At 69.2% G+C, this 12,184-nt stretch carries 11 protein-coding genes and 2 pseudogenes; 5 read left to right on the forward strand and 8 right to left on the reverse strand.

Going from position 1 to position 12,184, the window contains the following annotated elements; translation table 11 throughout:
- Positions 1–251 (forward strand): annotated as a pseudogene (locus ACWGL3_RS00790) (hypothetical protein); the annotation flags it as partial.
- Positions 252–335: 84 nt separating this feature from the next.
- On the opposite strand, the gene ACWGL3_RS00795 reads toward ACWGL3_RS00790, so the two are convergent.
- The 5 genes from ACWGL3_RS00795 to ACWGL3_RS00815 form a co-directional block, all read right to left on the reverse strand.
- Positions 336–554 carry a cold-shock protein gene (locus ACWGL3_RS00795; RefSeq protein WP_267944808.1) on the reverse strand — a complete coding sequence of 73 codons (219 nt, stop codon included), beginning with the start codon at positions 552–554 and terminating at the stop codon, positions 336–338.
- A gap of 309 nt (positions 555–863) precedes the next feature.
- Entirely contained in the window at positions 864–1,721 is an 858-nt protein-coding gene (locus ACWGL3_RS00800) for a hypothetical protein (protein ID WP_267944809.1), read from the reverse strand.
- Between the two features lie 9 nt (positions 1,722–1,730).
- Positions 1,731–2,048 carry a hypothetical protein gene (locus tag ACWGL3_RS00805; protein WP_267944810.1) on the reverse strand — a complete coding sequence of 106 codons (318 nt, stop codon included), beginning with the start codon at positions 2,046–2,048 and terminating at the stop codon, positions 1,731–1,733.
- Positions 2,049–2,269: 221 nt separating this feature from the next.
- The gene (locus ACWGL3_RS00810) at positions 2,270–4,144 is read right to left on the reverse strand and encodes a hypothetical protein (protein ID WP_452460616.1); all 1,875 of its coding nucleotides are present in this window, start codon (positions 4,142–4,144) and stop codon (positions 2,270–2,272) included.
- 797 nt (positions 4,145–4,941) lie between these two features.
- Positions 4,942–5,520 (reverse strand): helix-turn-helix domain-containing protein, encoded by a 579-nt coding sequence (locus ACWGL3_RS00815; protein ID WP_267944812.1) that lies wholly within the window; start codon positions 5,518–5,520, stop codon positions 4,942–4,944.
- Between the two features lie 56 nt (positions 5,521–5,576).
- Here ACWGL3_RS00815 and ACWGL3_RS00820 point away from each other — a divergent pair, with 56 nt between their 5' ends.
- Positions 5,577–6,566: an alpha/beta hydrolase family protein gene (locus tag ACWGL3_RS00820; RefSeq protein WP_267944813.1), complete on the forward strand. Its 990-nt coding sequence runs from the start codon at positions 5,577–5,579 to the stop codon at positions 6,564–6,566.
- 70 nt (positions 6,567–6,636) lie between these two features.
- Here the strand turns inward: ACWGL3_RS00820 and ACWGL3_RS00825 are convergent, their stop codons facing one another.
- Positions 6,637–7,506, reverse strand: coding sequence for an alpha/beta hydrolase (locus ACWGL3_RS00825; protein ID WP_267944814.1), 870 nt, complete (start codon positions 7,504–7,506; stop codon positions 6,637–6,639).
- Positions 7,503–8,729, reverse strand: coding sequence for an amidohydrolase family protein (locus tag ACWGL3_RS00830; protein ID WP_452460617.1), 1,227 nt, complete (start codon positions 8,727–8,729; stop codon positions 7,503–7,505). Before ACWGL3_RS00830 ends, ACWGL3_RS00825 begins: the two co-directional genes overlap by 4 nt.
- Before the next feature lie 100 nt (positions 8,730–8,829).
- Between ACWGL3_RS00830 and ACWGL3_RS00835 the strand changes: the two genes are divergently transcribed.
- Together ACWGL3_RS00835 and ACWGL3_RS00840 are read left to right on the forward strand one after the other, a co-directional pair.
- Positions 8,830–9,417: a TetR/AcrR family transcriptional regulator gene (locus tag ACWGL3_RS00835; protein WP_267944816.1), complete on the forward strand. Its 588-nt coding sequence runs from the start codon at positions 8,830–8,832 to the stop codon at positions 9,415–9,417.
- A 234-nt stretch (positions 9,418–9,651) separates the two neighbouring features.
- A pseudogene (locus ACWGL3_RS00840) lies at positions 9,652–10,618 on the forward strand (IS630 family transposase).
- A gap of 17 nt (positions 10,619–10,635) precedes the next feature.
- On the opposite strand, the gene ACWGL3_RS00845 reads toward ACWGL3_RS00840, so the two are convergent.
- On the reverse strand, positions 10,636–11,298 hold the full coding sequence (locus ACWGL3_RS00845; RefSeq protein WP_267944819.1) for a TetR/AcrR family transcriptional regulator: 663 nt from the start codon (positions 11,296–11,298) through the stop codon (positions 10,636–10,638).
- 113 nt (positions 11,299–11,411) lie between these two features.
- Here ACWGL3_RS00845 and ACWGL3_RS00850 point away from each other — a divergent pair, with 113 nt between their 5' ends.
- Positions 11,412–12,110 (forward strand): hypothetical protein, encoded by a 699-nt coding sequence (locus ACWGL3_RS00850; protein ID WP_267944820.1) that lies wholly within the window; start codon positions 11,412–11,414, stop codon positions 12,108–12,110.
- Positions 12,111–12,184: the final 74 nt, after the last annotated feature.

Genomic DNA, 12,184 nt, shown 5'->3' on the forward strand with positions numbered 1-12,184 from the left:
TCGCCCGCTGGGAAAAAGACGGCCGCCTCGCCTCGGTCAAAACCCTCGGCGGACACCGCCGCTACCCCCGCACCCAGCTCCACACCCTGCTCGACACACGACCCGACCACGCAACCCTCATCCGCACCCTCCAAGAAGCCCGCGACCTGGCCACCGACACCGGAGCCCCCACCACCGCCGCACACATCGACGACCTCATCACCACCCTGCACACACAGGACGAGAAGCTTCGGCGAACACCCGGCACATGATGGAGTCCGACTCATCAGCCCCGGACCGAAGCCGGGAAGCGTCTTCCCGGCTTCGGTCCGGCGCGCAAGACCGCCCCCGGTCCCCTACTCCGCTTCCACGCGAACCTTGTCGGCCTGCATCCCCTTCTGCCCCTGAACGGCCTCGAAGCTGACCTTCTGCCCGTCGTTAAGGGTCTTGAATCCGCTGCTCTCGATCGCCCTGAAGTGCACGAACAGATCGGGGTCTCCGGAATCCGGCGTGACGAAGCCGTACCCCTTCTCCTCGCTGAACCACTTCACAGTGCCAGTCTGGCGCTCACTCATGTGCTCTCCCGTTCAGTGACATCCGGTCATCATCAGATGACCCATGGGGATCATGGCACGTGAGGACCTTCAGGGACGGCAGGTCAGGATTTCGGTGGCAGCGCTCTCCGCGACGTGGATGACTGCGCCCGTCGAAGCGGCATCCCGGACCGAAGACGAGGGGGATGTACTCGGGGAGTCGAGCAGGACAGGTTCACACGGGCGGCCTCCTCCCGCCGGACTTGCGGGCCGTCGACCGCTCGGAGCCGGTGACCGGCCCCGAGCGGGCCTCGTGGTGACCGCACGCGACGCCCTGGAGAGGCCGTCCTGTCAGGAGCATTCATGTTCGTTCAGGCAGAACGAGTTGGCGGCCTCCTTGCAGTGCTCCTTGGTGGTCCGCCACTCTTCGAACGGTCCTTCGGCCGATACCGCGTAGATTCCACCGCCCTCACCAAAGAAGGTACGCACGTACACGTCCTGGTGCCCGAATGTGTCGTGGTCGTAGGCGTAGTTCAACTCCATGACCGACGGATCCTCTTCCAGCACCGCCGCCCCGTTGTAGTCGTCGTAACCAGACTGCCCGTAGGTGGCTTCCAACTCAGACTCCAGGGCGTTCATGGCCCGCCATGGAGAGAGGTATTCGCCCTGGAAGTCGATGATCTTGATGAAGTGGCTCCGATCGTCCGGATGGTAGAAGAACTCTTCCGACGCTCCCCCGCCCTCGTACTGCCACCCTTCCGGTATGTGGAGCCCGAACCAGCCAGAATCCGTGCTGAGCTCATATCCGTCGAGCGCCTGGGACTCTACGTCCTCTTCGGCGAACGGGTCCTCGGCCTCGGGGGGTTCCGGGCTCTCCGCGTCGTCACAGGTTTCACTGTTCCCTCCGTCCGCACACCCGTCCTCGGCGGGTTCTTCGGACGGCTCCTCAGCGGTGGACTCCGCCGCACTGGCCTCGTCCTTGGCGGGAGCACTCTGCTGTCCGGAGTCGCTGCCCCCGGTGGAGGGGGGCCTGCTGATACCGACCGCCGCCGCCACCGCCACCACGATGAGCAGGACGACCAGGGGCACCAACATCAGGGTCGGTATGTTCAGCTGCCTCGGTGTCTCGCCTCCAGCGGATTCCGGACGGGTTCCTCCGACCCAACTCTGCTGGTCGGCGTCCCAGCGCGCGTTCGTGGAATCGGGCACGGTCCCCCCTCAGCCGGTGAGCTGTCGCACCGTCTCGGCCAGGGCGGTGGCCGAGGTCAGCGCGCCCAGCGCGGTGTTCGCCTGCTCCAGCCGCTCCCACAACCGGCGCAACAGGCCCGGTGCGGCGGTGCCGGTCTGTGCGATCTCCTCCTCCGTCTGGACCAGCTCGGCCTCCACCTCGGCGACCCCCTCCGCGTCGGCGAACAGGGGGAGCTGCTGACGCAGCAGGCGGACCTGCTCCAACAGCTCCCGGTACCGCTCGTCCTGCACGGCGTCGGAGGACGCCTCGAAGCGCGCCGTGCCGTGGTCCCCGGTAGAGATCGCCACCCCCCGGGCGTCACCACCGATGGCGACGGATCCCGGGGCGCGCTTCCCGACCGCTCCCCGGGGGAGTGCGACCGGAGTGGAGGGGCGTGGCTCCTCTCGGCGATCGGAATCCGTTGGCGCAGAAACCTCGGCGGAGCCGCCCGTGCCGGTGGAGACCGCTCCGCCGTGCAGCGAGCCGCCGATGGAGACAGAGCCCTCAGCAGGTGCGGTGTCGTCGTGGGTCATGGTGCTACTTCCTCTCCTTTCCTCTTTTTCTTGGCCACCAGATCGGTGACGGCCTTCGCTGCGGCTCCGGTGGCGATCGATCCGCTCATGGAACCGCCGATGAACACGCCTCCGCGGCTGATGTTCACCACCCGCTGCTGGAACTCCTCGGTCCTGTAGCCCGCTTCGACCAGGGCCTGCTGGGCCCCGGAGGTAATACGGTCCTGGATGGTCTTGACGTACCGGTTGACGTCCATCTCCTGGAACATCGACCGTGTGTCGCGCGAGCCCGACTCGCGGATGCTGAGCCGGGGCGCCTCCTGTGTCTCCCCGACTCCGAGCCCGAACCATTCGAACCACCACGACTTGAGGGTGCCCGCCCCGCGGACCAGGACGGCCACCGTCATCGCGGGCGCGGTCACCAGGGCCGACACCGGGAAACGGGCCGACCGCGCGGTAATGGCGTCTACCTCGTGGAAGGAGCTCCGCAACGGGGACAGGACGTAAGGCAGCACCTCCAGGATCAGAAGGTCGCCCTGGGTGTGCACCCGCACGAAGACGGTGGTGACGACCTCCTCGTCCCAACCGCCCACCCGGATCCGCAGGAAGTGCCGCCGCTGCTCGGCGCCCTCCCCGACGGATGCTTCGAGGTGTTCACGGACGCTGCTCTCCTCGTAGAGGCGGTCGGCGTGCCACACGCCCTCGGGGAGGGCGGCCGGGAGGAAGACGCACTCCTGTAGCTCCAGGTCCTTGAGCCGGTCCCTGCTGGTTTGGGAGGAGACCTCGGCGAGCCTCGCCAACTGCGGGGTGATGAGGTCGAGGACGCGGCGACCGTCCAGGGGCTCGGCCCTGTGCGGGGCGCCGGGAAGGCGTTCGAGTTCCAGGGCCAGCGACCAGGGGCGGTAGGACTCGCCGGCGCCGAGGAAGGGTTGGTCCTCGTTGTAGAGGACGAGGCGGGAGAACTGCTCCTCGCCGATCGCGTCCAGTGTGCCCGTGTGCCGCCTTGCGAACAGGGGGGTCCTCGGGGCCCTGCCGGTGAAGGAGGAGCGGGACAGTTCCGTCCACAGGACTCGGGAGAGAGCGAGTCGGTGCCACACGCCGATCGCGAGGAGGAGTACCGGCAGGAAGAGGACGGCCAGGGCAGCGAGGATGTGGCCGCCCCGAAGGAACGCCCACGCGGGCAGGATCCACAGCACCGTCAGCCCCAGGTTGGCCAGGCCCAGGAGCCTGGCGAGGAAGCGGTGGGCCGGCCTGGCCGGATCGATGGCGCCCCCGATGACCACCGTCAGGAGCGATTCGCTCCGACCCAGAAACTTCTGTCGCGCTCGGGACAGCAGACCGACGAGGACGAGCAGGACCAGGGAGACGAGGGCGGCCAGCCCCATCTCCCCGGCGGAGGGGGCCACCCTGGCTGCCGCCTCGACGGCGGCGCGGGCCTCCTCGGCGGCGGCGCGGGCCTCCTCGGCGGCGGCGCGGGCCTCCTGGTCTGTCTGTTCACCGGAGGGGGCCTCCTGAGCTGCCTCCCCGGGCAGGGCGTAATCGATCCGACTCATCAGTTCCGTGTCCGGCATCCCCCCGACCATCAGGCCCACGGCAATCACGGCCCCGGACACCAGGACCGCCAGGACCAGGACCGAGGCCTTCACATCCATGCTCCTGGCCCGCAGGCAGTGCCGGAGCACGGTCACCGCGTCGTAGCCCAGGGACGGGGGGGCGATGCGTTCGGGATGCTCGACGAGTTCGGTGATAGCGGTTCTGCGGAACGAGGGGTCGAGATAGGCCCCCGCGCTCAGGAGGCGGGTGGCCTCGCTGCGGGTGTAGGAGGCGGTGTCCACGGGCGGTAGGGAGGACGTCGTTCCCTCGGCGCCGTCGGGGAGGGGTGGTCGGGCCATGCATCACTCCAGGAAAGACTGCTCGCGATGGAAAAATTCACATCGATGTCCGAAGGGTGAGAAGCAGCTAGCCTATGTGATGCTTTCGTCAGTCGAGTGGTTTCGGGATAAGAAAAAGAGCCCGGTCGTCCTCCTCGGCTCCACATCCGGATGCTGATGCGGATGTCGTCAACATCGACCCCGGCCCCATAGCGATCTCATGGCGAAAACCGTCTGTTTTTCGAGGGGCCCTTGTTCCATACGTTGCCGGGCACCAGTCCGTGCCCCGTCCGCCCACGTCCGGCGAGGACCACAACCCCGTGATGGCCGGGTCCGATACGGAAACGGCCGCTCCGCCCTGTCCGAGCCCCGGTGTCGGCCATCGCGACGAAACGACCCGGCCCCTTCGGGGGTGAACGATAGAGCGAGACCGTCGATCATGGGGTGAAAAATAGGCGGAAACCAGCCTCACCCGCCCCCGTAGCAACTCTCACCCCAAGAAACCAGAGATGCTTTATCGGAAACCCGAAAAACGTGATCCCGGTTTCCGGTTCGATGTGGCCACGGCCTTTGTACTACGGCTTTTCTCCCCTTTTCTGACCAGTCCTGTCCACCCTCCCGGTCAACCGCACCAGCGGAGAACGCGGACGACACGGTTCTCGTACCCGCACCGGTCTTCGCGCTGCGGCAGGACGGCCGGGATGCCGGGCGCGGAGAGCGCGGCACGGGAGGCGCCGCCCGTGTCACCGGGGCGCACACACCGGGACCGGCCTCGGGGAACGACGGTAGAGCGGCCCCCGCGGTGAGGGGCGGCTCGTTCAGCCGCCGGGCGCCGGCGGGTCGACGGTGTCGGGATCGGTCCCGGCCGGTGGGGGCGCGATCGGGAAGAGGATCGGGCTGAGCAGGTACTGCGTGCGGCCGTCCGCCGGTTCGTTGGCCAGGTGGGGCGCGATCGCCCCGCGCATCCCCTCGATCGTCTCGCGCAGCTCCTCGGGGCTGAGCCAGACGGCGTGCTGGCGGTAGCCGACCTGGTCGTCCACCGGGTCGGCCTCGTCACGGCGGAGGTAGGCGTCGTACTCGGCTGCGAGGACGGCGAGAGAGGTGGCGAAAGCGCGCCGGTGGTCCTCGCGCGAGAGTGATGCGGCGGTGTCGGCGTCGATCGCCGCGCGTTCCCGGTGCAGCCGGTAGCGGCGCTCGACCGCGCCGCGCACCCGCCGCTCCCCGGCGACCTCCAGGACTCCCCCGGCCGCGAGCAGGTCGACGTGCCGGTAGACCGTGGCCTTCGAGACGTCCGGGATGCGCAGGCAGAGGTCGGCGGTCGTGAGCTCCCGTCCGCCGCGCATCGCGTGGATCACCCGTAGCCGTACCGGGTGTGCGAGTAGTTCGAAACCGTCCATGCAGAAATGATCTCACACCATGCTAACGTTCGCAGAAGATGAGAAAGGTGATGACGATGTCTGACGAACCCCCGACCGGAACCGTGTCCGCCTGGGCCCCGCCGCCCTACGCCGACCCGCACCTGTTCACCGAGCACGACGTCACGGTCGGCACCGGCCCCCTCGCCGTGCCGGGCACCGTGAGCGTCCCGAAGGACCGGGGCCCCGGTCCCGGTGTGGTGCTGCTCAGCGGCGGCGGGCACTTCGACCGCGACGAGACCAGCGGGCCGAACAAGCCGCTCAAGGACCTGGCGTGGGGGCTGGCGGGGCTCGGGATCGCGGTGCTGCGCTTCGACAAGGCGACCTTCGCCCACAGCGGGTTCGCGGCCTCGCCCGACCTGACCATGTCGCGGGAGTACGTGCCCTACGCCGTCGACGCGGTCGGCCTGCTCGGGCGCCGCCCGGAGGTGGACGCCGGGCGCGTCTTCGTCCTCGGACACAGCATGGGCGGCAAGGTCGCCCCGCTGGTCGCGACCGCCGAGCCCTCCGTGGCCGGTCTGGTGGTCATGGCCGGCGACGCACAGCCGATGCACCATGCCGCCGTCCGCGTCGCCTCCCACCTCTCCTCGGTGCTCCCGGACCAGGTGCCGGCCTCGTTGGTCGAGACGTTCGCCGGACAGGCCGCCCTCGTCGACGGCCCCGGACTGACCTCCGCGACCCCGGCCTCGGAACTGCCGTTCGGTCTGCCCGCGTCGTACTGGCTCGAACTGCGCGACTACGACCCGGTGGCGACCGCCGCAGCACTCGGCAAGCCGATGCTCATCCTCCAAGGAGGCCGCGACTACCAGGTCACCGTCGCCGACGACCTCGCCCGGTGGCGGACGGGCCTGGCCGGCCGGCCCGGGGTGGACTTCCGCGTCTTCGAGGCGGACGACCACCTGTTCTTCCCCGGCGCCGGCCCGTCCACCCCGGCCGACTACGCACTGCCGCACCACGTCGACCCGGCCGTGGTCACCGGCGTCGCCGACTGGCTCCACCGCACCCGGCCGACGGCGGTGGGGCGTTAGGCCCGCCCGCGCCGCACGTTCGGCACCGGCCCGGCGGATGGGCTGTCGGGGCGCTCACGGCCGCGGCCGGTCAGCGCCTGTGGCATGCCTTCAGGTAGCTGAGGAAGGATGCCTGCAGCCCGGTGACGTGCGTCTCCCGCAACAACGCGTGCGAAACCTGCTCCGACCGCCCCTGGGTGTGCAGCTGTTCCACCGTCGCAAGGACGTTACGGGCCATTCCGCGATAGAACGGAATGTCTCCCAGCAGTTCGGCTTCGTTCAGCGTGATGTGCAGCTGTGGAGCGGCTGCGTCCTCGCCGAGTTCCGGCAGGGCTTCGACGAGGGTGAAGATCTGGCTGTCCGTACTGGCCACACCGGGGCTGCCCGCACCGATGCTCGCGAAGAGACCTGTCTCGCGCAGCCATGCGTAGAGGGCGAAAAGACCTCCGTAGGAGTAGCCGAAGAGGCCGTGCCCGGACTCGCTGACACGCAGCCTCGACCGGAGGTGGGGGTGGAGTTCGCCGGTCAGGAAGTCGAGGAAGACGTCGGCGTGGGCCTCCTTCAGCTCCGCGAGGTAGGCGTCGACCTGCTCCTGGGTCATCGCACCCGTGTCGCGAGCTTTCGTGAGGGTGGCCAGCATGTCGTCACCGATGGGTTCCCCCGGCGGTACGAGGTCGCGGTTGCGAATCTGCGCCCAGGCCGCCGCCTCCTCACCGGTGTACCCGATGCTGACCTGGATGTAGGGGGCGATCGTCAGATACGGGTCCGCCTGGGTGACGATGAGGGGCGCGGTGAGCCCGACCGTCCAGTTGCCGTCCAACACGTAGATCAGCGGCAGGGGCTCCGTGGAGTCCGTATAACCGGGGGGCGTGGTCACCCAGACGCCGTAGCGGTGCCCCGACCGCGCGGTGATCTCCAGGTACTCCGTGTCCGGCAGGCAGCCGTGCAGTATCTCGCTCATCGGGTTTGTCCCTTCATGATGTGACCGCCCTTGAAGACGAGGGCGGCCATGTCCGGATCGGCGAACACGTTCGGGTCGTGGAGCGGGTCTTGTCGCCAGGCGACCATGTCGGCCCGCATCCCGACGCGGACCATTCCGACGGTCCCGCCCAGCCCGAGGATGTCGGCGTTGACGCTGGTGGCCGACACCAGCGCCCGCATGGGTGATTCCAGCTCGGCTCGCAGGCGCAGCTCCTGGCCCCGGCGCTGCTGGTTCGGCCCGATGAGGTCCGAGCCCAGGCCGATCCTCAGGCCCGCCGCGCGAGAGGTCTCCAGCGCTGTCGCCATGCGTTGGCGGACTCCGGCGACGCGGTCCCGCGTCGCGGGGTCCAGGCCCATGCTCTCGGCGTCCATGAGCTGCTCGACCACGGCGAAGGTGGGGACCAGGGCCACGTCGTGCTCCCGCATCAACCGGGCCGTCGGTTCGTCGATGTCGGTGCCGTGCTCCACACAGCGCACGCCGGCCCGCACTGCGTTGCGAATGCCCGCGTTGTTGTGCGCGTGCACCGTGACGTAGGTACCGCGCGCTTGTGCCTCTTGCACCGCCACGGCGATCTCTTCGTGCGTGAACTGTGTGTCGTCGAGGCGGTCGTGTCCCCCGACGACGCCGCTCGTGACGCACAGCTTCAGGAAACTCGCGCCGCGACGGAACGACTCGCGCACATTGCGCCGCAGCTCGTCGGCATTGCCCGACATCAGCGACAGGGCGCAGAGCCCGGGGATGTGGTGGGCCTCCCACAGCCCGGTCGGCTCCCATGCGGCCCCGTAGTAGCCGTGTCCCCCGGTCTGGCACTGCACAGGACCGCACGAGAGGACCCGCGGACCCCGCACCTTTCCCTTCGCGATGACCCCGACGACCCCGCCGTCGATGCCGCCGGTGTCGCGCACCGTGGTGAAGCCCGCGTCCAGGGCGTGGCCCGCGGCGGCGAAGATGTCGGCGGCGAGCTCGGCCGCCGAGAGCTGGAACCCGAACTGCGCTCCGACCGGGCTCGAGAGACCCAGGTGGACGTGTGCGTCGATCAGTCCCGGGGTCAGGACCATGCCGCCGAGGTCGACGACCGCCGCGCCCGACGGCGCCCTCCCGATCGCGGTGATCATGCCGTCCTCCACGCACACGTCGACCGCGGTCGGGTCGGCGCCCGATCCGTCCGCGACGGTACCGCCGACCAGCCATGTACCGGTCATGGAACCTCCTCCCCCGGGTTGCGGCCCACTGTACTCAACAGTGGTGAATTCACTGTGCGGTAACGTACTCAACAGTGGTGAAACTGTCAACGGAGGCAACGTGAGATCGCCGGTCGGGGAAGGGAAGAAGCGTCTCCTGGAGGCGCTGTTCGACGAGTTCGGCGAGAACGGCCCCAGCCCGAACCTGTCGATGCGCCAAGTGGCGGAGCGGCTCGGTGTGCACCACACGCTGCTGACGTATCACTTCGGGTCGCGGCCGGGTCTGCTGCGTGCCGTGCTGTTGGAGGCGCGCCGCCGCGACAACCTCGTCATCGCCGAGACCGGCAACGAACTCGGGTTCGCGGCCCTGTGCAGAGCCGTCTGGAGCTTCTACTCGGACCCCGCGCACGAAGACCGCGTCCATGCCTTCTTCCACCTGGTCGGGCTGGCGGTCTATGAACGCGACGCGTTCCAGGAGCTCGTCGTCGACATCGACGGCCTGGCGCAGCTTCTCGAAACGGCAGCTCTTCGCGACGGCGCCACGGCAGCCGACGCCAGGCAGCAGAGCATCATCGCGACCGCATCCCTGCGAGGACTCCTGCTGCAGAAACTACTGACCCCGACCGCCGAGGTCGACGCCGCGGCCGAGCGCTTCATCACCTCGTTGGCGGCGTTCGAGGGGGGAGGTCGCACCTCGTCGACCCCGTGACCCTCGGGCCGACCGGTCGACAGGCTGCACCGACGCCGAACCCGGCGCCCGGGGCGGTCCGCGTGTGTCCGGAGCGGATTCGGGGCGGCCTCGCAGGTGCGGCGGTCCTGCGCGTACAGCACCCGGGCCCTCATCGCCCGCCGCCTGGTGCTGTGACCGGGAAGGCTCACCGGGTTGGTGACACCTGACAGGGTTGAACCCAACACTGGGCCCCCACCCCTTGGCAGGCACCCGGTGGCCGAACCCGTCCGAGCCCGCAGACTCACCCCGCCCGAGGGACAAAAACTCCAGCGCATCGTCCGCCGGGGCAGCACCAACAGCGTCCGCTACCGGCGGGCGATGAAGATCCTGGCCCCTTCCAGCGGCAACACCGTCCCCGTGATCGCCCGCCTGGTCCAAGCCCACGAGGACGAAGAACTCGCCGTCCAGACGGCCACCACCCGCCCGGCCAACCCTTCACCCGCTGGTCGATCCGCAAACTCGCCGCCCACCTGAACGCGAGGCGCACACCCCGTCCGCATCGGCCGCGAGGCCCTGCGCACCCTGCCGGCCCGGCACGGCGTCACCTTCCAGCGCACCCGTACCTGGAAGGACCCACCCGACCCCGAACTGGACGCAAAACTCGACCGCATCGAGCACGTCACCACCCACTTCCCCGACCGGGTCTTCGCCTTCGACGAGTTCGGACCGCTCGGCACCCGCCCCCTGGCGCACCCACGGCATCACCTACTTCCACGGCTGCTACTCGGTGGGCTCCGACACTGTGCGGGGCACCAACCACCGGCGCAGGGACGGAGCGAACACACTCACGGCCCTGAAAACGATCCACACCGCCCGCCCGGACGGCGCCCCCGTCTACGCGATCATGGACAACCTGTCCGCGAAGAGCCCCAAGATCCGCGCCTGGGCGGCCAGGAACAAGGGCGAGCTGTGCTTCACCCCGACCTACGCCTGGTGGGCCAACCCGATCGAGGCCCACTGCGGACCATTGCGCCAGTTCACCATCGCCAACTCCCACCACCCCGGCCACACGGTCCCAACCCGGGTACTGCACGCCTACCTGCGGTGGCGCAACGCCAACGCCCGCCACCCGCACGTGCTCGCGGCCCAACGCCGAGAACGCGCCCGGGTGCGCAGCGAGAAAGGCATCCGCTGGGGAGGACGGCCGGTCGACCTCACGGCCTGCCCCTCGACCCGGTGAACCTTCCGGTCACAGCACTAGATGTGGCTCCGTGACCCCTCGGCGGCCTCAGGAGCTCTGGACGTTCCCTCGACGGCTCCCCCGGAAGGCGGATAGGCGTCGCGCAGACGCTGCACGGTCGCCGTCACGGCGGCACGGACGTCCGTCTCGCACAACGGGGCGGAGAACAGCGCCGAACTGAACGAGAAGCCCTCGATCAGGGCGAACAGCAGGAGCGCCTCACGGTGCAGCGCCTCCTCCTCGACATCACGGTCGACCAGCGCCTCGCGCAGCAGCGAGCGGACCACCTCCGCACCCGCGAGGGACGTCGCGGCGATGTCGGCCGCGAACTCCGGGTCCGTGCGCGCCATGACACGGTATTCGACGAGGGCGATGTTCTCCCGGCGCTCCTGCTCGCTGGTCGGCGCGGCGAAGGTGATCACATCCCCGATCCGTGCCACCGGGTCGTCGGACAGCGTCGCGTCTCGGCGCGCGACGCGCTGTATGAGGACGCCCAGCGTGAAGCGCATGACCTCGCGAACGGTGTCGCCGAAGTAGTGCCGGATGCTCCCGATGGCCAGGCCGGTGCGTGCGGCGATCCGAGCGAGGGTCACCGAGCGGATCCCATGCGCGACGATCTCGTCGATCACGGCCTCGGCGACCTGCTCCCGGCGGGCATCCGGGTCGACTCTCTTGGGCATGACGCCATCCTAGCCATTTTTTGGCATGCTTGTGCTACTTTATTTGGCATGGACATGCTAAATAGATTTCGTGGCGGTGCCCCGTCCTGTGACGCCCCCGGGCAGGACGAGGCATGAACGACTGGCACCAGCCCTGGACCGGTGCGGCGCGGAAGGATCCTCACGGCTTCGAGGGGCTCGAAGGCCTCGACGGCGATGCGGAAGCGTGGTCGACGCCCGCTCCCGAGCCTGGCTCGCCGTTGCCGCCGTTCCGCCCCTCCCCCTCGCTGCAGCGCACACGATTCGCGATCGACCTTCCCGATGCGTCGACGGCGGCGGTCGATGTCGATCACATGGCGGGCCGGGCCTCGCTCTACCGGGACGGCCGGCACGTGCAGACCTCCGACATGCCGGTCCGGTTCCCGCTCGGATCGGACGGCATCGAGGTCGCCGCGAGCAGGTACGGCATGCAGCGGATCCACCTGATCAGCGCGGACGGCAGCCGGCGACGTCTCGATCCCGCACCGGGGACACCCGAGCACTGGCGCGCCCGACTCTCCCGCCGTCATCCCGAGGTCGGGCGCGCCCTCGCTGCCTGCGCCGTCCTCGTGCTGACGGTCAATCTGATCCTTCTCGCCCCGCAGCTGCTCGGGGCAGCCACCCACCTGCCGATCTGGGCCGATCGCTTCACCCCGTTCGTCTCGCCCATCGACCTGCCGGCATGGGCGAACACGATTCTCACCGTCACCACCGGCCTCGCGGGGACCGAACGAGCACTCACCTTCCGCCATCACCGGCTCCTGGACGCCGAGGCCGAGGGGCTCGGGGGCTGACCTCCCCGCTCTGTCCGGTCACGTCGCCGCCCTGTCGGGCATCTCAGCACCCCTGACCCAAGAACGATCCGTCC

Source organism: Nocardiopsis sp. NPDC055824, assembly GCF_053616335.1.

Excerpts from the sequence above, each read along its gene's own strand:
- ACWGL3_RS00795 (WP_267944808.1), bottom strand. The coding sequence starts at position 554 with ATGAGTGAGCGCCAGACTGGCACTGTGAAGTGGTTCAGCGAGGAGAAG.
- ACWGL3_RS00810 (WP_452460616.1), bottom strand. The coding sequence starts at position 4,144 with ATGGCCCGACCACCCCTCCCCGACGGCGCCGAGGGAACGACGTCCTCC.
- ACWGL3_RS00815 (WP_267944812.1), bottom strand. The coding sequence starts at position 5,520 with ATGGACGGTTTCGAACTACTCGCACACCCGGTACGGCTACGGGTGATC.
- ACWGL3_RS00820 (WP_267944813.1), top strand. The coding sequence starts at position 5,577 with ATGTCTGACGAACCCCCGACCGGAACCGTGTCCGCCTGGGCCCCGCCG.
- ACWGL3_RS00825 (WP_267944814.1), bottom strand. The coding sequence starts at position 7,506 with ATGAGCGAGATACTGCACGGCTGCCTGCCGGACACGGAGTACCTGGAG.
- ACWGL3_RS00830 (WP_452460617.1), bottom strand. The coding sequence starts at position 8,729 with ATGACCGGTACATGGCTGGTCGGCGGTACCGTCGCGGACGGATCGGGC.
- ACWGL3_RS00845 (WP_267944819.1), bottom strand. The coding sequence starts at position 11,298 with ATGCCCAAGAGAGTCGACCCGGATGCCCGCCGGGAGCAGGTCGCCGAG.
- ACWGL3_RS00850 (WP_267944820.1), top strand. The coding sequence starts at position 11,412 with ATGAACGACTGGCACCAGCCCTGGACCGGTGCGGCGCGGAAGGATCCT.